Annotated in this window: 23 protein-coding genes; 7 read left to right on the top strand and 16 right to left on the bottom strand. The window is 22.9% G+C overall.

The annotated features are described in order from the left end of the window. The first annotated feature begins 20 nt into the window (after nucleotides 1-20). The 3 genes from AACK92_RS01065 to AACK92_RS01055 all read left to right on the top strand — a co-directional run bounded on the left by AACK92_RS01065 (nucleotide 21) and on the right by AACK92_RS01055 (nucleotide 2,262). Nucleotides 21-1,001, top strand: coding sequence for an NAD(P)/FAD-dependent oxidoreductase (locus tag AACK92_RS01065; RefSeq protein ID WP_339021198.1), 981 nt, complete (start codon nucleotides 21-23; stop codon nucleotides 999-1,001). Nucleotides 1,002-1,065: 64 nt separating this feature from the next. Beyond that, on the top strand, nucleotides 1,066-1,677 hold the full coding sequence (locus AACK92_RS01060) for a hypothetical protein (protein ID WP_339021196.1): 612 nt from the start codon (nucleotides 1,066-1,068) through the stop codon (nucleotides 1,675-1,677). 96 nt (nucleotides 1,678-1,773) lie between these two features. After that, nucleotides 1,774-2,262 carry a hypothetical protein gene (locus AACK92_RS01055; RefSeq protein ID WP_339021195.1) on the top strand — a complete coding sequence of 163 codons (489 nt, stop codon included), beginning with the start codon at nucleotides 1,774-1,776 and terminating at the stop codon, nucleotides 2,260-2,262. 11 nt (nucleotides 2,263-2,273) lie between these two features. Here AACK92_RS01055 and AACK92_RS01050 read toward each other — a convergent pair whose 3' ends face one another. The 7 genes from AACK92_RS01050 to AACK92_RS01020 form a co-directional block, all read right to left on the bottom strand. Further along, nucleotides 2,274-3,272, bottom strand: a complete 999-nt coding sequence (locus AACK92_RS01050; RefSeq protein WP_339021193.1) for an NAD(P)-dependent oxidoreductase — start codon at nucleotides 3,270-3,272, stop codon at nucleotides 2,274-2,276. 10 nt (nucleotides 3,273-3,282) lie between these two features. Continuing rightward, a complete protein-coding gene (locus AACK92_RS01045) occupies nucleotides 3,283-4,464 on the bottom strand; it encodes an AEC family transporter (protein ID WP_339021192.1) in 1,182 nt (393 codons plus the stop codon). Nucleotides 4,465-4,613: 149 nt separating this feature from the next. Next, complete coding sequence (gpmI, locus tag AACK92_RS01040) at nucleotides 4,614-6,212, bottom strand: 2,3-bisphosphoglycerate-independent phosphoglycerate mutase (RefSeq protein WP_339021191.1); 1,599 nt, start codon at nucleotides 6,210-6,212, stop codon at nucleotides 4,614-4,616. A 2-nt stretch (nucleotides 6,213-6,214) separates the two neighbouring features. After that, the gene (locus AACK92_RS01035) at nucleotides 6,215-7,033 is read right to left on the bottom strand and encodes an HAD family hydrolase (protein WP_339021190.1); all 819 of its coding nucleotides are present in this window, start codon (nucleotides 7,031-7,033) and stop codon (nucleotides 6,215-6,217) included. A 6-nt stretch (nucleotides 7,034-7,039) separates the two neighbouring features. Beyond that, the gene (gene tpiA / locus AACK92_RS01030; protein ID WP_339021189.1) at nucleotides 7,040-7,789 is read right to left on the bottom strand and encodes a triose-phosphate isomerase; all 750 of its coding nucleotides are present in this window, start codon (nucleotides 7,787-7,789) and stop codon (nucleotides 7,040-7,042) included. A 117-nt stretch (nucleotides 7,790-7,906) separates the two neighbouring features. Beyond that, nucleotides 7,907-8,611 carry a glucosamine-6-phosphate deaminase gene (nagB, locus tag AACK92_RS01025; RefSeq protein ID WP_339021187.1) on the bottom strand — a complete coding sequence of 235 codons (705 nt, stop codon included), beginning with the start codon at nucleotides 8,609-8,611 and terminating at the stop codon, nucleotides 7,907-7,909. Nucleotides 8,612-8,642: 31 nt separating this feature from the next. Then, nucleotides 8,643-9,368 (bottom strand): hypothetical protein, encoded by a 726-nt coding sequence (locus AACK92_RS01020; protein ID WP_339021186.1) that lies wholly within the window; start codon nucleotides 9,366-9,368, stop codon nucleotides 8,643-8,645. A 125-nt stretch (nucleotides 9,369-9,493) separates the two neighbouring features. Here AACK92_RS01020 and AACK92_RS01015 point away from each other — a divergent pair, with 125 nt between their 5' ends. The 3 genes from AACK92_RS01015 (at nucleotide 9,494) to AACK92_RS01005 (ending at nucleotide 12,172) form a co-directional block, all read left to right on the top strand. Then, a complete protein-coding gene (locus tag AACK92_RS01015; protein WP_339021184.1) occupies nucleotides 9,494-10,891 on the top strand; it encodes an FAD-dependent oxidoreductase in 1,398 nt (465 codons plus the stop codon). A 400-nt stretch (nucleotides 10,892-11,291) separates the two neighbouring features. Beyond that, on the top strand, nucleotides 11,292-11,543 hold the full coding sequence (locus tag AACK92_RS01010; RefSeq protein WP_339021182.1) for a hypothetical protein: 252 nt from the start codon (nucleotides 11,292-11,294) through the stop codon (nucleotides 11,541-11,543). Next, on the top strand, nucleotides 11,543-12,172 hold the full coding sequence (locus tag AACK92_RS01005) for a DDE-type integrase/transposase/recombinase (RefSeq protein ID WP_339021180.1): 630 nt from the start codon (nucleotides 11,543-11,545) through the stop codon (nucleotides 12,170-12,172). Before AACK92_RS01010 ends, AACK92_RS01005 begins: the two co-directional genes overlap by 1 nt. 92 nt (nucleotides 12,173-12,264) lie before the next feature. On the opposite strand, the gene AACK92_RS01000 is transcribed toward AACK92_RS01005, so the two are convergent. Further along, nucleotides 12,265-13,836 (bottom strand): formate--tetrahydrofolate ligase, encoded by a 1,572-nt coding sequence (locus tag AACK92_RS01000; protein WP_339021179.1) that lies wholly within the window; start codon nucleotides 13,834-13,836, stop codon nucleotides 12,265-12,267. A gap of 34 nt (nucleotides 13,837-13,870) precedes the next feature. On the opposite strand from AACK92_RS01000, the gene AACK92_RS00995 reads away from it, so the two are divergent. After that, on the top strand, nucleotides 13,871-14,722 hold the full coding sequence (locus AACK92_RS00995) for a bifunctional 5,10-methylenetetrahydrofolate dehydrogenase/5,10-methenyltetrahydrofolate cyclohydrolase (RefSeq protein WP_339021177.1): 852 nt from the start codon (nucleotides 13,871-13,873) through the stop codon (nucleotides 14,720-14,722). Between the two features lie 304 nt (nucleotides 14,723-15,026). Here the strand turns inward: AACK92_RS00995 and AACK92_RS00990 are convergent, their stop codons facing one another. The 8 genes from AACK92_RS00990 to AACK92_RS00955 form a co-directional block, all read right to left on the bottom strand. Beyond that, on the bottom strand, nucleotides 15,027-16,847 hold the full coding sequence (locus tag AACK92_RS00990) for a hypothetical protein (RefSeq protein ID WP_339021175.1): 1,821 nt from the start codon (nucleotides 16,845-16,847) through the stop codon (nucleotides 15,027-15,029). A gap of 87 nt (nucleotides 16,848-16,934) precedes the next feature. Further along, nucleotides 16,935-17,384 (bottom strand): 4Fe-4S single cluster domain-containing protein, encoded by a 450-nt coding sequence (locus tag AACK92_RS00985; RefSeq protein ID WP_339021173.1) that lies wholly within the window; start codon nucleotides 17,382-17,384, stop codon nucleotides 16,935-16,937. Then, nucleotides 17,332-17,529: a 4Fe-4S cluster-binding domain-containing protein gene (locus tag AACK92_RS00980; protein ID WP_339021172.1), complete on the bottom strand. Its 198-nt coding sequence runs from the start codon at nucleotides 17,527-17,529 to the stop codon at nucleotides 17,332-17,334. Before AACK92_RS00980 ends, AACK92_RS00985 begins: the two co-directional genes overlap by 53 nt. Then, nucleotides 17,522-19,327: an AAA family ATPase gene (locus AACK92_RS00975; protein WP_339021170.1), complete on the bottom strand. Its 1,806-nt coding sequence runs from the start codon at nucleotides 19,325-19,327 to the stop codon at nucleotides 17,522-17,524. Before AACK92_RS00975 ends, AACK92_RS00980 begins: the two co-directional genes overlap by 8 nt. Before the next feature lie 8 nt (nucleotides 19,328-19,335). After that, nucleotides 19,336-20,424 (bottom strand): hypothetical protein, encoded by a 1,089-nt coding sequence (locus AACK92_RS00970; protein ID WP_339021169.1) that lies wholly within the window; start codon nucleotides 20,422-20,424, stop codon nucleotides 19,336-19,338. Between the two features lie 11 nt (nucleotides 20,425-20,435). Further along, the gene (locus AACK92_RS00965) at nucleotides 20,436-21,590 is read right to left on the bottom strand and encodes a hypothetical protein (RefSeq protein WP_339021168.1); all 1,155 of its coding nucleotides are present in this window, start codon (nucleotides 21,588-21,590) and stop codon (nucleotides 20,436-20,438) included. Between the two features lie 138 nt (nucleotides 21,591-21,728). Next, complete coding sequence (locus AACK92_RS00960) at nucleotides 21,729-22,433, bottom strand: hypothetical protein (protein ID WP_339021166.1); 705 nt, start codon at nucleotides 22,431-22,433, stop codon at nucleotides 21,729-21,731. 75 nt (nucleotides 22,434-22,508) lie between these two features. Continuing rightward, nucleotides 22,509-22,703: a hypothetical protein gene (locus AACK92_RS00955; RefSeq protein ID WP_339021165.1), complete on the bottom strand. Its 195-nt coding sequence runs from the start codon at nucleotides 22,701-22,703 to the stop codon at nucleotides 22,509-22,511. Between the last annotated feature and the right edge of the window lie 2 nt (nucleotides 22,704-22,705).

Genomic DNA, 22,705 nt, shown 5'->3' with positions numbered 1-22,705 from the left:
GCATTATTTTGGAGGCAATTATGGTTAAAGATATTTTAATAATTGGATGTGGATCATCTGGAATGTATGCTTGAAAAATGGCAGCTGATTTAAGATTAACTGGAGACATAGTTGAAGCCAAAGACACTTATGGAGGTCAAGTAACTACTTATTATCCAGAAAAATATATTTATAATTTTCCAGCAATATCTAAAATTCAAGGACAAAAAGCTATGGATGAAATGTTTAAATCAATTAAAAAAGAAAATAATGACATTAAATTAACATACAACACATATGTTTTAGAAATAAAAGCAATTAAACCAGAAGATGAAAAACATATTAACTGATTTGAAGTTAAATTTTCAAATAAAGAAATTAAACATTATAAAAGAATCCTATTTACAGATGGAATGGGCATTTTTAAACAAATACAGTTGGTTGATAAATTATATGATAATATATTTTATTCAATTACAAATATGCAAAGTTTTAAAAATCAAAATGTTATTATTTTTGGTGGAGGAGATTCTTCATTAGACTGGGCAAATGAACTTACAAATATAGTAAAGTCAGTTACAATAGTTCATAGAAGAAATGAGTTTAGAGCAAAACCAGCAAGCATAGAAGAAGCTAAAAAAAATCAAGTTAAATTTTTAACTCCATATAATTTTAAAGAAATTAGTGAAGATGATAATGATATAGCAAAAAAAATTAAAATAACAGAAATTGATTCAAATCAAGAAGTTGAATTAGAATTTGACTCTATTATAGTTCAATTTGGTTCAACAATTGAAAAAGAAAAATTTACAAATTTAGATTTAAAAATAAATAAATTAAATAGATTTGAAGTTGATCAAACAATGCAAACTTCAGTAAAAGGAATTTATGCAGCAGGAGACTGTTGTATTTATGAGACAAAAATAAGAAATCTTATTTCAGGAATCTATGAATCAATGCAAGCAGTTGTTAATATTGAAAAAATTATTAAAGATAGAAAAGCAGTTAATAACGGTTGATAAAAACTAAAAAATTGCTTTTTTATTAAAATAATTGATAATTAGTAAAAAAGATGATGAGGAAATTATGAAAAGAAAATTAAAAATTATAAGCTGATATTTATTCTTTATTTATTTTTTTGGTTTTTTAGTTATATCTGCAATTATGGCGCAAGTTGATCCTGCTCCAAGATATCATATTTTTGGATGAGTAAACAAAATATTTGCAGATTTAGCTTTTTGAACAACACAAACAAATTGAATGTTTTTTATTTTCTTTTTATTTGTTGCATTAAATGGTAAATGAGGATTATGAAGACCTGGCAAAGTTGCTTGAATAAACTTTTTAGCTTATTTCACATTAACAATGGCATTATTTTGATCAGCTTTATCTGCTACTCTTTCAAATCATGATATTGATACTAATCCATTAGTATCTTATTCAAATGCATACGATAGCATATTAAAATGATTTATAACAGTTACAACTCATTTAGTAACTTACATAATTTCCTTATCATATTATTTTATTGCTGTAAAAAAAGAAAAAATTGATATCTCAAACTGATATAAAAATAATCTATTAAAAGGATGAATTTATCTAGTATTTTATCTTATTTTTATAATGACAAGAATGATAAAAATGAACAATATTGGTTCAGAATATTATATTTCAAATATTTCAGAAAAAAACTATTAATGACTCCTTGAAAATGATTATGAGTGAGTTACAGATTTAAATATTTAAGTTTTATCAACACATTATTTTTTCTTTAATTTATCAGCTAAAAATGGTTTGGAATTATTTACTTTTGGAGTAATGGGATGTTTATTTTTAATAACAGCATGTCAATATTTAATGATTTGAATAAACAATTTATTTGTTAAGGAAAAAAATATTTATAAAGAAAATAAAAAGTTTGAAGTAACTTATGAAGAAAAAATATTGAGCATAATTAAAATCTGTATTAATTTAGTTTTAATAGGTTTAATAATATATATGCTAACAAAAACAAAAAAATATAATTTTAAAACTGAAAATGAAATCTTATATGATTTTGTCTATTTATTCTTATACATATTTGCATTAATTTTAAACATTACAAGTATTGTCTATACTTTTTTAAAAATAATTGGAAAATATAAAAACTCTACTATTGAATTCTTATCTTCTTTATTCTCTGGTCTATTTACAATACAATTTTATGTAATACCTATTTTAATAGTAATTCCATTAAAACTTGAAAATTACTATAAATATAAAAAAATATCTTCTAATAAATAGAAGATATTTTTTTATATACAGTTTTTACAACTATTATTTTTTTCAAATTCTTGTAAATTTTCTAAAGATATTTCAACCATATTTTTAATCGCTTCATCTGTATAACTACCTATATGAGGAGTAAAAATAACACGTGGTGAAAATTTTATAAGTTCATTATAAACTGCAATTGGCAGATCTTTATTTTGAAAATCTTTAAAGAAAATTTGACTTTCATTTGATAAAGTATCAAGTGCCACTCCTTTAAGTTTATTAGATTTTACAGCTTCTAAAAGATCTAAATTATTAACTAACTCTCCTCTAGAAAGATTTAAAAAGAATGAGTTATCTTTCATTTTATTAAAAAAATCTTTATTAATAAATTCATTATTTTGACCTTCAATAAGTGGACAGTGAAGTATTACTGCATCGCTTTCTTTTGCTAATGTTTCAAAATCAACATATTTTAAAATTTCTTCATTATCCTTATTTGGATAAAGATCATAACCTAATATATTTGCTCCCATTCCTTTAAAAGCTTTTGCTGTTTCCATACCAATTCTACCTGTTCCAATAATTCCTATTGTAGAATTTCTTATTTCTTTAGCATACATAAAATTATCTACTGTAAAGTTTCTTTCATTACTTTTTTTTGCCATATAAAATATGTTTCTCATTAAGCCTAAAGCTAATGAAACTGCTAATTCACTTACTGCATTTGGAGAATAAAATGGAACTCTAGCCATCTTAAATCCCAATTGTTTTGCATAATTTAAATCAATATGATTAAATCCTACTGTTCTTGTTAAAACATATTCAATTCCATATTCTTTAAATTTATCTAGATTAACTTTGTCAGCAACACAATTAGCTCTTAACATTACTGCATAAGCTCCCTTTGCAGTTTCAACATTGTCATGAGTTAACAATTTTTCTTCTAATACTAATTCATAAGGAAATTTAGAAGCAATATTTGAAAATATTGCCTTTTCAGTGTCTCTGACACCATAACATACAATTTTTTTAGACATATATTTTATCCTAACTAAATAATGGTGTTGATCCTAGTATTTTAACTAAAATAATTCAAAATGGCATCATAATTATTGACATAAGAGTAGATAATACAGATAAATTACTTGCCAATACTTTTTCTTTATCAAAAGAAATTGCATAAGAAACTACAACTGAAGCTGGTGGAGCTGCTGTCATAACAACTAATGCTCCTAAATTGGCTTCTGTAAGAACAGCATTTCCTGTAATTGCTTTTCCAATTGATGAATATCCAATTGCCATTAATAAAATTATTGTTGGAGCTACTAAAACTTTTATAAAAGTTGAATATCAAACTAATTTTGATTTTACAGCTGCTTTAATATCGCTTGAAGCTACACTCATTCCTATAGCAAGATATGCTAAAGGAGTACAAATTCCTGCAATAAGCTTTAGTATATTATTTATTGGGGGAAATAATACATCTATTCTTAAAACTGAAGCTGGATTACCTTTTTCATCTTTTAAAATATCAATACCAGGAATTAACTGAGTAATTCAAATAAATAATCCAATAAATGTTGCAATTAAAATTGGATTTACAAAAATACTTTTTAAACTATTTTTAATTTTAATATTTTTTTCATTTCTAATTATTTGTTTTTCTTCTACACTTAATTGTTTAAATTTTATTTTTTGTTCTAATTTTTGTTCTTTTGTTAAAGTAGCTGTAAGATTTTTTTTGCTCATAATCATTAAAGCTAAACTATATAAAAAGATTCTATAAGGAACGTTAAAAATATTTCCTGATACAGTTCCTTCTTGACCAAAAATTACACTAACAATTGGTAAACCAAAAAATGTTGTTGAAGCTAAAGCTACACACATTGCTAGTGTATCTTGAATATCTTTATTATTTTTTAAAAAGAAATATCTTGAAGTAAACATCATAATTGAATAAAATAAAAAACCGATTGCTAAAACTCCCATTTGATTTATTAATGTAGAAACTGTAATATTACTTAAAAACCCTTGTAATGCTAGTGCTGGTAAGCCTAATACCATAACAACTTTAACAAAAACCTTATCTCATTCCTTTTTTAAGATATTTTTTTTGGTTAATAAAAAACCTAAAAATATTACTGCAAGAGTAGATATTATAGCTCCCCAAAATTTTCAATCAGACAAAACTTTTACAACTGTTTCTCCTATATTTGCAGATAAAATCATTTAATATAAAATTCCTTTCTAAATTTATATACTACAATTTATAATTATTTTCCCTATAAACTAATAATATAGTATTAAACAACAAATAAAAACTTTTATATAAAAAAAAACACTATATATTTATCAAAAATAATAAAATATATTTTATATTAAAAGTTTTTATTTTTTTCAATTAATGAAGGTTGAGTCATTTCTTTTGGTATTTCTACTCCCAATATTTCACAAATTGTTGGTGAAACATCAGCAATTGCTGCATCTTTTGATCTTAGTTTAATTGATTTATCAGTTATTATAATTGGAACAGGTTGACTTGTATGTTTTTTATTTGGCCCTCCTTCTTGATCAATCATAATTTCTGCATTTCCATGATCTGCTGTAATAACCATTACTGCACCATGTTCTTCACATGCTTTATAAACTCTTTTTAATTGTTCATCTAAAGTTTTTACACCTTTAATTGCAGCTTCTAAAACACCTGTGTGACCTACCATATCACAGTTTGCATAGTTTAAAACAATTAAATCAAATTCTTCTGATGCAATTCTTTCAACTAATTTATCTGTAATTTCAACAGCTGACATTTCTGGTTTTAAATCATAAGTTGCTACTTTTGGAGAAGCAATTAAATCTATTGATGCACCTTCAAGTTTAATTTCTTTTTGTATTGCAAGACCATTTTTAAAATAATCTTTTCCTCCATCAAAGAAAAAAGTAACATGTGCTATTTTTTCAGTTTCAGCAATTCTTAATTGTTTATATCCTTTTTTACTTAATAATTCTCCCAAACCATTAATAACTTCTATTGATTTAAATGCTATATGATTTGTTTTAACTGAATCTGAATATTCCATCATACATAGAAAATAAATTTTATCTCCCAAAAAAGTTAAACCCTTAAATGAATCATCATTTCATGCTGCATAACTGTGATTTGTAAATGCACTTGCCATTTGAATAGCTCTATCTGGTCTAAAGTTTACAAATACAACTGTATCATTTTCTTTGACATAACCATTTTTACAATTTGAATTATATGCTGGAATAATTCCTTCATCATCTTTTCCTAAATTATATTGTGATTGGATATATGACAGTGGATCTGTAAATGAATTTTCACAGTTTCTATCAACCATTGATTTATAACCTTCAGCAACTCTTTCCATTCTTTTATCTCTGTCCATTGAATAAAATCTTCCTGAAATTGATGCTACTTGACCAACTTTATATTTAGCAATTAATATATTTAATTCTTTTAAATAATTCAAAGCTACAGTTGGTTTTGTATCTCTTCCATCTGTAAATAAATGTAAATAAATTTCTTTAACACCAGCTTTAGCTGCTTCTTCATATGTTGCAAACATATGTTTCATATGTGAGTGAACTCCACCATCTGAAAATAATCCCATGATATGAAATGCGCTATTTTTATCTAAAGAGTTTTTAATTGCTTTTTGAATTTCTTCATTTGAATCAAATTTATTTTCAAAAATTGCTTTATTAATTAATGATAAAGATTCATATTTAATTCTTCCTGCTCCTAAATGAATATGACCAACTTCTGAATTTCCCATTTGTCATTCTGGTAGTCCAACTCATTCACCACTTGCATGTGATGAAACTCATGGATATTCTTTTTTTAAACTTTCTACAAATTCCATATTAGCTTGAAGAACAGCATTTCCTTTACCTGGTTCTGCAATTCCTCACCCATCTAATATAGCCAATACTACTGGTTTTTTTGCTTTCATTTTTATTCTCCTAATATATATTTATTAATTGCTTTTGCAACGGCACCTTCCAAATTTGTATATTCAGAAACTATTGTTGCTTTAGATTTTATTTCTTGATGAGCATTTACTGGTGCAATTGATAAACCTGCATATTCAAACATTGGTAAATCATTTGCTCCATCACCCATTGCTAAAATTTCTGTTCTTTCTACTGAGAATTTTTTTGATAAAAATTCTAGAGCATATTTTTTATTTATACCTTTTTTAGTTACTTCTCCTTGCATTGAACCTTCAGTTCAAGAAACTTCTAAACCCAAGTTTCTCAATTCATTTACAAATTTAGTACTTGCATTCATTACAAGAATTTTATGACAATCAAGTATTGGCATATTAGATGAAAAAACTACTGGTTTATAATCAAAAAAATATGTTTCATTTTTTAAAATCTTTGATTCTTTTATAGGCATATTTATATAGCTCAATTTGTCATCAACTGTATAAGCTCAAAGTTCAATTTCCTTAAATTCTTCTGATTTTTTTAAAAGTTCAAATGCTTTCAAAACAGATTCTTTATCTATAGGATTTGCATCAACTACTTGCTTATTTTTTAAATCATAAATAAGAGCTCCATTAAATGCAGCAAAAATTGCTCCAACATTTGAAAAATCAAAAAGATCTAATTTATTTAATTTTGTATGAACTGGTCTTCCTGTAACAAAAACTACTTTTATTCCTTTTTTAATAGCTTTATTAATAGGTTCCATATTTTCTATAACTATATCATCTAATTCTTTAAAAGTAGTTCCATCCATATCCAATGCTAAAATTTTGTAACTCATATTAAATTATCCCTTATAATTTACTAATCCCAAATATGAATCTTCAATTAAAGAAGCTCCACCAACTAGTGCTCCATCTATATCAGCTTGATCTAAAATATCTTTAATATTTTCTGGTTTTACACTCCCCCCATATTGAATTAGAATTTCATTTGCTACTTGTTCACTATAAATATCTTTAATAATATTTCTAATTTCTTTACATACATTTTGTGCAATTTCTGGAGTTGCAACTTTTCCTGTTCCAATTGCTCAAATTGGTTCATATGCAATAACTACTTTTTTTGCATCTTCTGATGAAACACCTGCAAAATCTTTAGTAATTTGTGATTTAACTCACTCTATTGTTTTTCCACTTTCATAAGTTTCTAAACTTTCTCCACAACATAAAATTGGTATAATATTTGATGACAATAAAGTTTTTACTTTATTATTTATCATTTCATCAGTTTCACCAAAAATATCTCTTCTTTCTGAATGACCAACAACAACATATTTAACATTTAAATCTTGTAACATTGGAATTGATATTTCACCAGTAAAAGCTCCTTCTTTTTCAAAATAACAGTTTTGTGCTGAAATAACTATATTTCTTGCAACTTTTTGTACATCACTTAACATAATTGAAGGCACAGCAATACCTGCAATTATATTTGAATCTTTTTTAACTTTTGAATCTACTGATTTAATAAATTCAACAGCTTGTGAATTAGTTTTAAACATTTTTCAATTTCCTACAATAATTTGTTTTCTCATTATTTTATATACTCCTTTAGTAACTACTTAATAATTTTACACCATATTCAATATTGATATTTTTCAAAATAAAAAATCTCTTTTTTAGAGATTTTTTTATTTTAAAAGTTTACTTGCTTAATTATCAATAACAACAGTTACATCAGAATGATTTAAAAGAATTGAACAAGGTCAATCTTTTGAAATTGGTCCTTCTACTAAATTTTTAACTGCTTGTGCTTTTTCATTTCCTATTGCAATTAAAATAATTTTTTTTGCACTCATAATTGATTTTAGTCCCATTGATATTGCTTTAGTTGGAACATCCTTTTCAGAATTAAAAAATCTTGAATTTGCCTCTATTGTTAATTTTGTTAAATCTACAACAGATGTTAAGCCTTCAAAATCACTTCCAGGTTCATTAAAACCAATATGTCCATTAATTCCTAAACCAAGCAATTGCAAATCTATTCCTCCATGTTTTGCAATTAATTCATCATATTTTTGTGCTTCTTCATTTGAGTTAATCATTCCGCTTGGAATAAATGTATTTTCTTTTTTAATATTTATATGATTAAATAATTTATCATTCATAAAATATCTATATGATTGATTATGAGTTGGTTCTAAACCTTTATATTCATCTAAATTAAAAGTTGTAACATTACTTCAATCAATATTTTCCTCTTTTGATTTTGAAATGATATTTTCATATGTAGAAATTGGTGAACTTCCAGTTGCTAAACCTAAAACTATATTTGATTTTGATTTAACTTCTTTAAGAATTAAATCGCTTACTATTTCTCCAGCTTCTTTATTATCTCTAACTTTAATAATTTTCATATTGTTTTTTCTCCTATTAATATAATATATATTAAATAATTTTTAAAACTAATTTATTTCAAAAATCAAAATAATTATATAATTCTTCTACTGATTCTAATTTTAAATTTAATCTTGGTATCATTCTTTGTAATAATACATATGTTAATAATCTATTTTTACCTCTAAATAAAAATTTTGTTTTATTTGTAATAATAACAACTCCAAAAGTTTCTATATATGCTTCTGTTATAGAACTATTTTTAATTTTTTTAATAACTTTTTGATTAACATCAGTTAAATAAATATTAAAATTAGAAAAATAACAATCAAACTTATTTAATAGTTTAAGTTTTTTCTCTTGTTTTTCTGGACTGTAGTCATAAATATTGACATTTGTTTGAATCAGATTTATTTTTTCTTTTTTTTCTAAATTAAATTTTACAAGTAATTGCTTTAAAGGTCTTCAAGAATTAAAAATTAATTCTTCTAAATCTCTTATAAATTTTTCCTCTTTTGAAGTTAATGTTAAACTCAGTTTTTTAATATTTCTATTTAATTTTGTGACAAAACTTTCAGATAATTTAAAATGCAAATTAATTCATTTTCAAAGAATTCAATATTTAAAATAAGTAAATGCATTTTTATCATTTATTTTTTTTTCAACTCTTTTAATATATCATTTTGATTTTCTACATAAATTATGTTCGTCAAAATATTTAATAAAATTTGATCTTCTTAAATAATAGTTAACATCACTGTTAATTCTTAAAAACACTTGTAATATCACCTCAATAATTTTTTTCTTAATTTATAATATTTTTTGAAAATTTTTTATTAATCTAATTATAATTATAGATTTCATATATTATTATAGTATAAAAAGATAAAGGAGCAAAGTAAATGAAAACTATAGTTATAGGAACAAACCATGCTGGTACAACAGCTGTTAGAACTTTAAGAAGATTAGATTCTAAAATGGATATAACAACATACGATCAAAATGATAATATTTCATTTCTTGGGTGTGGAATAGCGTTATGAGTTGGGGGAGAAGTTAATGATCCAAATGGATTATTTTATGCTTCTCCAGAAATTTTAGCTGAAGAAAATATAAATGTAAAAATGGAACATAAATGAATAGGAATAGATGCAAAGAAAAAAACTGTAAGAATTAAAAATATGAAAACTGGAGAAGAATTTGATGATAACTATGATAAATTAATTGTTGCTTCAGGTACTTGACCAATTTTTCCTCCAATTACAGGAATACAATTAGAGGGTGTACAAATTTGTAAAAATTATCATCATGCTAAAGTTATTAAAGCAGCAAATGAAAATAAAGATATTAAAAAAGTAGCAGTAGTTGGTGCAGGATATATTGGAGTAGAAATAGTAGATGCATTTGTTAAAAGTGGAAAAGAAGTTTCACTTATTGATATTGCTGATAGAATTATGCCAGTATATTATGATAATGAATTTACACAATTAGTTGAAAAAACTATGAAAGAAAAAGGAGTTAATTTAGCACTAGAACAAAAAGTTATTAAATTTGAAGGAAAAAATGGAAAAGTATCAAAAGTAATCACTGATAAGGGAGAAATTGAAGTTGATTATGTTGTGTTTTCAGTTGGAGTTGCTCCTCAAACAAAATTACTTAAAGGTATAATTGATCTTGATGAAAGAGGAGCAGTTAAAACAAATGAGTTTATGCAGACTTCAAACAAAGATATCTATGCAATTGGAGACTGTGCACAAGTTTATAATTGTTCATTGAAAAAAGATACACAAATTGCTTTAGCAACAACAGCTGTTAGAACAGGTATTTTAGCAGCAGTTAACATAGTTAAAGGTAATACATTAGAAAGTCCTGGATTTACTGGAGCAAACGGTATTGAAGTATTTGGTTGAAAAATGGCTTCAGTTGGTATATCAATGGAATCTTGTAAACGTTTTGGAATTGATGCTGAAGAAATTATGTTCAAAGATTCAGATAGACCAGAATTTATGTCCACTTTCAAAGATGTTCATTTAAAAATTATTTGAGAAAAAAAATCAAGAAAAATTATTGGAGCACAAGTTGCTAGTGTTAATAATCATACTGAAGTAATGTATATGTTTGCATTAGGTATTCAAAAAGGATTAACAATAGATGAATTACCATTAGTAGATATTTTCTTCTTACCGCATTTTAACAAACCATATAATTTTATTACATTAGCTGGTTTAGAAGTATTAGGATTAAACTACTTTAAAAGTTTGTTTTGATCTATTAATAATAACTTCAGCTTAATTAAATAAAACTTTATCTTTCTGTGATTGATTACTTGAAATCTCTAAACTTAGTTTCCATACTAGATAAAACATAAAAAGATAACTTAAGTTTACCAGTGATATAAATCACTGGTTTTTTTATAGAAAAAGAAATAGCCTATAAATATTTAAATTGCTTTAATACAAAATAATTAATAAAAAACTTAGATTTAGGAACTCAATTAGTTTATTTATGATTATAATGTTTCTAATATACTTATTTTTTTCATTCTTCTTCTTTTAAAGAACTTTATAAAACAAATAAACAATTCTAATTGATATTATTGATTGTAAAAAAAAAAAAAAATCAATGCTTTTTTTTTAAAAATTTTAAGAAGGTTCCCCCATTTTAGGAGACACTTTTATATAATAATAGAAAGGAAAAAATATGGCAAAACTTGGTCAAAAATTTAGTAAATATAGTGAAGAATTTAAAGTAGATGTAATACTTTATGCAAATGAAAACGGTGTAACAAAAGCTTATAAAAAATATAAAGTGCCAATGGGAACAATTGGAACCTGACAATCAATCTATAGAACAGATAATAATTTATGCATTAATACAAAATCTAAAGAAGATAAATCAGAATTAGAAAATTTGAAGGAAAAATATGAATCCTTAAAAAAATTCGAAAAGTAATGCGAGAAAATAAAATTATAGCTAGATTTGCTAAAAATCAATTAAAAAAAGCAAATAAAAGAAAACTACAAAATTCAAATGTAGAATATCCAGATCTTGTTCAAAGAAAATATAGTGCTGTCAAAGAAAAATACAAAATTTTATATACAGATATTACTTATTTAATTTGAAAAGGAAAGAAAGCTTATAAATCAACAATAATCGATGGATTCACAAAAGAAGTTATTTCATCAGATATTTCTTATAAAATGTCTGCAAAATTTGTAATTGCTACTTTAAAAAGAGCAATTAATGTTATTAAAAAAATAAAAGATCCGAGTGGAATAATTATTCACTCAGATCACGGAGTTCAATACACAAGCAAAACGTGAAAAACTGTTTGTGATTCGAACAATTTAATTATATCAATGGGAGCGAAAAAAACATGTGCAGATAACATTGTTATTGAAAGTTATCACTCTTTACTTAAAAAAGGAACAATTCATAATAACAAATATGAATCACTTGAACATTATATAACTGATGTTATTGAATGAGATAAATGATATAACTCAAAAAAATCTCAAAATAGTTTTTTAAATATAGAATGAAAAAATAAAGATGTCTTTTATGGCACAATAACTATATAAATAAAAAAAATAAGCATAAATATGCCTACTCACTTCAACTCACTTTATAATAAATACTAATTTTAATTACTTTTAATAAAATAATATGTATTTTATTTCAATCCTACAATTATTCCATTTTCTAAGTCTATATCTTTAGAATTTGGATTTTGATTTAATCCAGGCATACTCATTACATTATTTGTATAAACAAGAATAAATTTAGCTCCTGTATTTACGTTAACATCTTTTATTATCATTTCATAATCTACTTCTTTTAAATCATTTCCATCAACTGAATTTGAAGATTTAACCATACAAATTGGCAACTCTGCATATTTAGTTTTTTTAATTATATTTATTTTATCTTGAGCTTTTTTACAAATTTTAAAATTTTTTAAATAATAAAAATTTTTAATTACTTTTTCAATTTTATTTTCAATTGTTTCATTTGAATTTATTAGTCTATTAAAGTTTTGTTTTAAATCACAAAGTTCAGCAACCTTTTTTGCTAAATTATCTGCACCTTTAGCTCCATCAGTATAGGCTTTATTCATTTCTCAAATATATTTATTTTTATCTAATCAATTTTTTAAAATATTTAATTGCTCTTCACTATCTCCTTCAATAAAGTTAATTGCCACTATTAAATTTAAATTATATTGAGTTATATGTTTTAAATGTTTTTCTAAATGATCAAAGTTATTTTCAAAATCATTGTGTAAATTTAGTGCTCTTAAAGTAACTACCATAACAGTACAATCAGGTATTAAATCATTATCATTATTTATAACATTCATGTATTTTTCAAATCCCAAATCACTTCCAAAACCAGATTCTACTATGCAATAATCTGCTAAACTTAATCCTAATTTTGTTGATATTATTGAGTTTGTTCCTGTTGCAATATTTGCAAAAGGGCCACAATGTACTAAAGTGGGTGTATCATATTTAGTTAAAACCAAGTTTGGTTGAATAGCTTTTTTTAAAAGAGCCATTAATGATCCTGTTATATTTAATTGCTTTAAATAAACTTCTTCTCCATCAAAATTATAAGCTATTAATGAATTATCCAATCTTTCTCTTAAATCACTAATATCTTTTGAAAGACTTAATATAGTCATCATATTACTTGCAGCTGTTATTGTAAATTCTTCATTTCTTAAGATTTTACTTCCTATTTTTAATTCAACTTTTCTTAAAGCTCTATCATTAATATCTATACATCTTTTTCAAACTACTTTATTTGGATCAATTTTTATATCTGAATTTCAATAAATTTCTGAATCAATTTGAGCTGAAATTAGATTATTTGCTGTTGTAATAGCATGAAAATCTCCAGTAAAATGTAAATTTATCTCATCCATAGGTATAACTTCGCTTTCTCCTCCACCAGTTGCTGTTCCTTTTCTTCCGAAAACAGGACCTAAACTTGGTTCTCTAAGAGCTAAAATTACATTTTTTCCTATATATTGTAAACCATCAGCTAATCCAATTGCAGTTGTAGTCTTTCCTTCCCCTGCTGGAGTTGGATTTATTGAAGTCATCAATATTAGCTTTCCCTTATCATTTTTTATATACTTTTCATAATCTATTTTTACTATTTTTTTTCCATAAAATTCATAATCTTTTTGATTAATTTTTAACATACTTAATGCTTTTAATATTTTTTCCATTATAATCACCTTTAGAATATCTTTTTTAGAAAGGATTTAAAACATGAGCAAAATTATTAATGGGAAAGAATGTGCTCAAATTCTAAATACCAACCTTAAAAATAGTATAAAGCAATTAAAGGTAAAAAGAAAACCAAAACTTATTATTATACAAATTGGAAATAATTTGGCAAGTAATAAATATATAAAAAATAAACTAAAAGCTTGTGATGAAGTTGGTATAATTGGAGAACTCAAAAAATTTGATGAAAATATAGATAAAAATAGTTTAAAATTGGAAATTGAAAAAATTAATAAAAACTTATCAATAGACGGATTAATTGTTCAATTACCTTTACCTTCTCATATTGATGAAAAAGAAATTACAAATTTTATTTCTCCATCAAAAGACGTTGATGGATTCAATGCTTTAACTTTAGGAAATATTATGCTTAATAATTCAAAAATATATCCAGCAACTCCTCTTGGAATATTAAAACTTTTAGAATGAAAAGACATAGATTTAAGTGGAAAAAATGTTGTTATTATTGGGCGAAGCAATATTGTTGGTAAACCTCTAACTAATATGTTAATAAATAAATCTGCAACAGTAACTACTTGTAATACAAAAACAAAGAATTTAAAGGATATTTGTAAAAAAGCAGATATTTTAATAAGTGCTGCAGGTAGAGCTAATCTAGTAACAAAAAAATTTGTTAATAAAAATATGACAGTAATTGATGTTGGAGCAAATTTTGTGAATGGTAAGTACTGTGGAGATGTTAAATTCAATGAAGTATCAAAAATTGTAAAATATATTACACCAGTTCCAGGGGGAGTTGGTCCAATGACAATTGCTTGTTTATTACAAAACACTTTTACTTTATATAAAATAAAAGAAACTAATTTAAAGTAATAAATATAATTGATTTAAAAAATGAAGTTAAATAAAAAAACTTATTAATTAATAATAAGTTTTTTTATTTTGAATAATTTTTCTTTACTTTATTTATTTTTATTTTTATAATACTTTTTATAAAGTTGTATAGTTAAATACACTATGTATTATTTTTTACCAAACATATATTATACAAATAATATTTAATTAAATTTATATATAAAGATATCCTAATATACTTTTTATTTTTTTAAAGTTTTCAAAAAAATATGAATTCATATATAACTAAGCAGTTAATTAAAATAAAAATATAAAAGTATTTTTATATTTTAAGCTTTTTATTTAAAAATACTTTTATAAAAATTAAAATTAAAGAAATTAACATAAATATTGTGAGTAAAGTTATTAAACCAATTAATGAATTTTTTATTAAAAGCATAGTTATAAAAAATATAGCTGTAATGCTTAAAGAAAAAAATGCATTTCCTGCTACATGATCAATTATCATAGCTAAAGAAAACTCATTTTTAGAAACAATTGATCTAAATGTTTTGGCTTTTGTTTTTTCAATAATAGAATAACTTGCTCCAAAAATAAACATTAAAACTGTTAATAATGAGTAATAATAATAATTTACATTTTTACTAACAAAAAAGTAATTTAATACTAAAAACACAATAAATGATAAAACAGAAACTATAGTTACTAACATTGCTACTCTATTAATATTTTTACTATTATATTTTATATTAGCAAATATGGCTTGAGCTATATATTTGCTTAAAAAACCTGAAACTAAAAATATAAGAACAATGCCAATATTATTATTTCACTCAATAAAAATTTTATTATTATAAAATATTATAAAGTAAAATAAAACTAAAGATAAATCTAAAAATTTAAAGAATCCTATAAAATAATTCTGAATAAATACTTCTATAAAAAACTTTTTATTTTTTTTAAGAGTAACAAAAGAATTTTTATCTATATTTAAAACCTTACCTTCTAACATAATATTTTTATTAAACATTATTAAAAATAAAATTAAAATTGAAAGTAGCATAAAAAATATTAAAACATAAATACTTCCAAAATGATAGTTAATCAAAAATGGTAAAGGTAATAATAAAAAACCAAAAATAGAGTTATATTTTGAAGTTTTATTTTTTAATTTATTTCTATACTCATAACTTTTAATAGCTTCAATATTTATAGGTAAAAAACCAGCAATAAAAACGCCAAAAAGAATTAAACCAATTATTAAAAAAGATAATGTAATACTATATTTTGTTGATGTAAAAGAACTAAAGGTAAAAATAACTGCTAATAATAATCCCACAGAGTTAATTTTAAGCATATTTAAATTAACTATTTTTTTTGCACTTTTCATTCAAATAGGAGTTACAAATAACATTAATAGCGGAACAATTATAATAGCTGCCAAATAATTTATATTATTTAATGTAGTTACCATTTTATATGGTACAAAACTAAAATAGCAAATCAATAACATCATTGAAAAAATCATTGAAACTAATTGAACGTTATAATTAATTTTTTCATCACTTACTTTTTTTGTATCAGTTTCCATAGTTTCTATATATTTTTTAAAATCCTTATTAAAAATAGTCGAATAATTATAGTTAAATTTAATCATAACCTGAAATATTTTTTTAAAAATAACTGGAGTTAAAAAACAATACATAAAAAATATTATGTAAGCTTCATGCAAATGAACTAAGTACATTGAATACCCATTTATTTTTCCATAAACTAATACTGAAATTAATAAATAAAGTGTTGTTATCATTAAACCAAAAATTGGTAAAGTAACATAAGCAATACTCTTATTTTTTAAAATTACTTTTCTTATAATAATAAGAAAAACATTTAATAATAAATATACATAAATTGTAGAAGTTCAAAGAATAATATCTGTTATTATTAAAAAACTCAAAGCTGATATTCCAGCAGTTGAAATTATAGATATACTAGACTTAAAAAATAGTCCTGTAATAAGAATTATAATTAAAGTCAAATCAAAACCTGGCAATCCTAAAAAAATTAATTTTAAACAGATACCTATTGACAATAGCATTGCACTTATTGTCATATCAAAAATTATATTTTTTTTATTTTTCATTTATATTTTCCTTCCTTTTTTTATAAATAAAAAGGATTAGGAATAAAAATCATTCATACTTCTAACTAAAAATTTCACTTTATTTCCCTACTTTATATTAAAATTAAATTCTCCATTATCATTATCAAACACAACACCATCACCATTCATTGAAATACGATTATTATAAAGTTGAATTTCAACTTCTGAATGTGGTTGTTCAAAATAATCACAATCTTTATATACACTAGTTATTTTTATAACTCTTTGATTTTTACTTCCAATTAATCTTCTATTTTTATCTAGTAATCTCATAATAAAAGGTCCATCAATTAATATATCAATGTACTCTAATATTTCTTTATGTTCTTGCATTAAATTTTCATATATATATCCTGTAAAACAAATAACTGTTAAATTATTTTTTTGACTTCATTGAACAAGTTCTTTTAAACCATCAGGTTGCAAAAATGGTTCTCCCCCTATTAAAGTTATACCTTCTATATTAAATTTTTTCTTTGCTTCTAATATTTTCTCATAAATAAATTCATTTGGCATAAACATTTTTTTCTAATGGAAGTAATTCCTGATTTGAACAACCTCTACACCCTATATTACATCCTTGAAATCATATTACAAATCTTATTCCAGGACCTTCAATTTCACTATTCATTAAAAATTTTCCAATATTTAAATTAGCCATTTATTGTAAAATTAATTTTTCCATCTTTATAAGAAGTTAAAATTTTAGTTCCTTGTCTAATGTTCTGTAAGTTATGAAAAATAAATTCTGATAATGGATCTACTAAATTTGTTTCCAAAGAGTTTAAAACATCTCATACTCCACGTCTTTCATCTGCATTTTTTAAAATAATAGAAATTAAATTTTGATCATTTAAATCAATATGTAATTCTGCTTTATATTTTTCATATATTGCAATTTGTATTGGTTTTACTTTTTGATAAATAATTTTAGATTTTAAACTTAAGTCACTAATAAAATTAAATGGGACAATATTATTTCCAAATCTTCCTAAAAGCTCTGGTCTATTTAATTCCTTTGTAAAATGATCTTGAACTCTTTTAATAAATTCATTGTAAACGTTCTCTTTACTTTGATTTGGATTTACATCAGCTGCACCTATATTTGAAGTAAAAATAATAAATGTTTCACTAAAACTAACTGTTTGTCCCGTATTATCTGTTAATCTTCCATCCTCTAATATTTGTAAAAATTTATCAAATATTTTGGGACTTGCCTTTTCTATTTCATCAAATAAAATTACTGAAAATGGTCTTGATTTTACAGAATTTGTAAGTTGTCCTCCACCTTCAAAACCAACATAACCTGGAGGAGCTCCTATTAATTTTTGATCTGAGTTTTCTTGGCCATATTCTGACATATCAAATCTAATTAGATTTGTCTCGTCATTAAAAAGAAAAGTTGTAATAGCTTTTGCTAATTCTGTTTTACCTGTTCCTGTTGGACCAACAAAAAACAAAGTTCCTTTTGGTTTACTTCTTTTTGAAGAATAAGTAATGCCGGTTAAACCTGTATAAGCTTTATAAATTACTTTTGCTACTTTTTCAATAGCTTCTTCTTGTCCAATGACTTTTGATGATAGTTGCTCTTTAACTTTTAACATTTTTTCATAACTTAATTCTTCTCATGGTGAAACTTTCTCTCCATAATTATAAATATTAAACATTTTATTAAACTTTAAAGGGCTTTCAAAATTACAACTAAATTTTGCAAAATGTGATATTTCTTTTAAAGTTCAACTTTCTGTTGCATCAATAATGTTATTAAATTCACTTTCTATATCTGTTACTTGAATTCTTGGTTTAATTGTTCCTAAAAATTCTTTTCTTTCTTCTCTACTTGGTTTAGGTAAAGTTAAAATTATAATTTCTGGATTATCTAAATATAAACTTGGTGGTAGCTGATTAATTTTTTTAGTTAAAAAAATTATACAATTAGTTAAATCATCAATTTTTGAAATCAGAAAATTAGACTCCTTTAATGTTTTTGAGAACTCTGTAAGAACCCTTCTATCATCAACATCCAAACCTTGATCACTAAATACATAATTTGTATAATCAGCTATAAAACCAATTTTTTTTTCATCTTCTCTATTAATATTCATATTTAAAATTTTAAAAAAATCAATAGGTTTTTTTAGTGTTAAAGAATCAAAACTCTCCAAATTATTTTCATTATGAAATAATTCTTCAAAATCATTTGAAGCAAATTCTTCCTGTTTTTCTGAAGAGAAATCTAAAATTAAATTAGATATTTTTTTACCTTTTAAACCTGAGTTTTGATCAAAAACAAATTTATCAAAATATTTTTTATGATCAAAAATATTCATTATAATTTCATGAATATTAATATAATTGCCTTCAAATTCATAAATATCATCTATATTTCCTTCAATAATAATAGCTTTTTTAATACCTATTAAATTTTTTAACTGATTTAATTCTCTTTTTACACTCATTTTTACACCTACTTACTTGAGTTTGAATTAGTATTTTTGTTTTTTATTATTTTCTTATTTTGAGCAATATATTTTGGTTCTCTATATTGTTTATTAAATTCATCACTTGAATGCAAATTAAATTCTTTAAGTTTATTAAGAAAACTTTGAGCATCTATATCGTGTTTATGATATTCAAAACCTTCTCAATTGTAAACAAAAGTTCCATCTAATTTTACAGCAAAATCTGCAGCTTCCCCAGTCAGTTTTTCTCCATGAATTAAAATCAGATTTTTTTCTGCTATTTTTCTAATATTATCTTCCTTGACAATATATCCAACTTCTCTAATTGCTTTAACTATTTTAATTACATTATCTTTTCTTACAGCTTCTTGTTCTGCTATTTTTGATGATTTTACAAAATAATCTTTAATGCTATTTTGTAAATTAATTAAATTAATTTTACTTATGAAATCTTTTGCGTCTTGTTTTATAGAATTTACTATATCTTCATCTTCTTTATAAAGATCAATTGAAGAGGAAACTACTTCTTTTACAATAGAGTTATTTGAAGATTTATGTTCTTTTAAACTTTGTAAAATAAAATCATATAATTCATTACCTTTTTTATTAATTAAAATATGTTCATTTTTTTCAAATAAATTTTTTATATATAATTTATCTTCAGAACTAGAATAATTACTAATTAAGGAGTTTTTAAAATTTGTTATATCTTCAAATATATTTTTATCTAAAGACTTTAAAATATTTTCTTGTTCTTTTTCAAGAATATCTTTTTTAAAACAAAATACTTTTGTTTTAAAATCTGCAATAACTTCTCTTTTTCTTTCTGCATATCTTTGAATTTCATTATATGTTTCAATAGCAACATGATTATCTGAAGAGATTTCTCTTTCATAAGTATTTTTAGTTAAATCTATTTGTTCTTTAGTTAACTCTTCTAAAATCTGTTCTATTTGTTTTTTAAAAAAACCTGAACTGTCAATTTGTTTACATTGCTCAATTAATTCTTTAATATATTTTATTAAAGAATTAATATCTTTTTTAATAAAACTAAATTGTTTTTCACAATTAACTAAAATTTCTTTAGCTGTCATACTCATAGCTCTTATCCTCCAAATAAAGTAGTATATTTTAATAAATCATCTTCTGTATATTCTCTTTTTTTACCAAATATTATATTAAGAGCTATTTTATAGGATTGCTCGTCATTTTTTAAAATTCTTTCAACTTCTTGTGATTTATTCTCAACATTTTTTAATCATTTTAATTTTAACTCAATTGGCATATTGTAGATACTTTTATCTAAAAATTCGTTTAAAGCAAGTTCAATATTATTAATATATTTACCAGCAATAAGTTGAACTTTATAATTTATACTAGTATTTGATATTGTTGAAAACTCAACACTTTTATGTTTATAATAGAATTTATAAAAATCAACCAATGATTCAGATAAGTTAATTAAATAAGTGTTAAATTTTTTTATTTCTAATGAGTTTTTAATTAGTCCTATTAAAGAAGTTAATAAAAAATTATAATTATCTTCAACAAATTGATAATTTGATAAATATAACTCTTTAGTTATTTTCCCAATTAAATTTAAAGTACTTGCATGCTGAATTCAAATATCAGAATTATATTTAGTTTCATTAAAGATTTCAGCTCTATTATTATTTTTAAAATAACTAGTTAAGACAATTAAAGAATCTTTTACATTAAATTTTCAGCCATCAATTGAGTTTTGTTGCAAATAATCATTAATTTTATAAATATTTTGAATACTATTTTCTATATCAATTTTATTAAAAATATCTAATATATTTTTTGTATGTTTAAACTTATAATTCCTAATAATATCAAATAATTCATCATCAGTTTTATTTTTTGAAATCTGAATAATTAAATCTTTTGCTATTTTTTCAAGAGTTAAAAATAACTTTCTATTTTCTGATTCTAATAAGTATTTTCTCATTTCTCTATAATTTGACCCACTATCTATAGTATTTAATAAAAACTTTTCTAAAATTGAAATAACCTCTTTTTCTAAACCAAGTCTTTCTAAAATTAAATATATATTCATTGAAAAATTATAATTTGAATTTAATAAAGACTGTTCAAACTTTTCTAAAACTCTTTTAATACTTGTTTTAAACAAAAGAGTTAAATTTAAAGGTTCCTTTGAATTTTTAAATAAAAAGAAAACAGGAATATTTAAATTTATGGATTCTACTAATTTATTTACTACTAAAAAACCATTCATAAAATTTTCAGAGTCTAAATAAATGAATGAATTTAATTGCAAAATTTCATTTTCAATATAATCAACATAAAAAATTAATTTATTATCAACTATATCAATAATTTTATTATTTCTTTTTGAATTATAAAAAATAATTATTTAAATATTTTTAGTAAAATCTTTATTCTTTATAATTTCAGTATCCGATTTAATAAATTGATCGTTTACTAAAAGTAAATCGTAATTTGTTTTTACATTTAAATTTGATAATAATTCTGGTGTTAAAACAAATTTATGTTCATGTCTAAAAGATATTTCAGGTATAAATATTTTTTTTAATTTTTCATCATACTGATTTAAAATATTTTTTAATATTTGAATTGAAATATCTGAATTGTATCTTAAATAATTATTAAAATAACTATTTTCTGTTCTAATTTTATAAGTTTCATTATTAAAAATTTCTATTGAAGCCTTTATTGCAATACTTTCTGTTTTTATATATTCTTTAAATGTCACAATATTATTTATAGATTCTTCTTCAATTAAAATATTTTTTAAAACACAATTTTCTCCAAATATATTTTGCTGTTTTTTAATAAAATCATTTACTTTGGATAAAACTAAATTTTTATTTTCAATTTGAAAAAATTCAATAGGAATATTAATTTTATGACTAAATTTCAAATTTGTTATTCTTTTATCTCAATTAATTTCTTTTAAAACTTCTAAACTTTTTGTAATTGGATCAAAAAAATATTTAATGTTTTGAGTTTTATTATCTTGAGAAACTGTGTAATCTTCAGATTTGAATTTTTGTTTAACTTCATCATTAATTTTAAAACTATTAATTGCAACATTCATATTTAATAAATTAATAGTTAATTTAATCTGATTTACTTCAATAACTTTGAAATTAATTAAATCCCTTAGAGCTTTTTAAAACAGTGACTGATTTAAAATATTAAAATCATTTTTTAAAATTTCTGATAAACTTTTATTTTTATTTGTATATTCTATAATAATTAATAAAATTAAAAATTCCATAAATGTTGGTTTTCTAATTTCTGAATATTTAATTTTTAAATCTAAATATAACTTATTATATAGAATTTCAATTTCATTAATTATCATTT

The sequence above is a fragment of the Spiroplasma endosymbiont of Atherix ibis genome, from assembly GCF_964020005.1.
Classification (GTDB): domain Bacteria; phylum Bacillota_I; class Bacilli_A; order Mycoplasmatales; family Mycoplasmataceae; genus Spiroplasma_A.
Note: the sequence above shows the minus strand (reverse complement) of the source record. Positions and strands in the feature narration are given on the sequence as shown.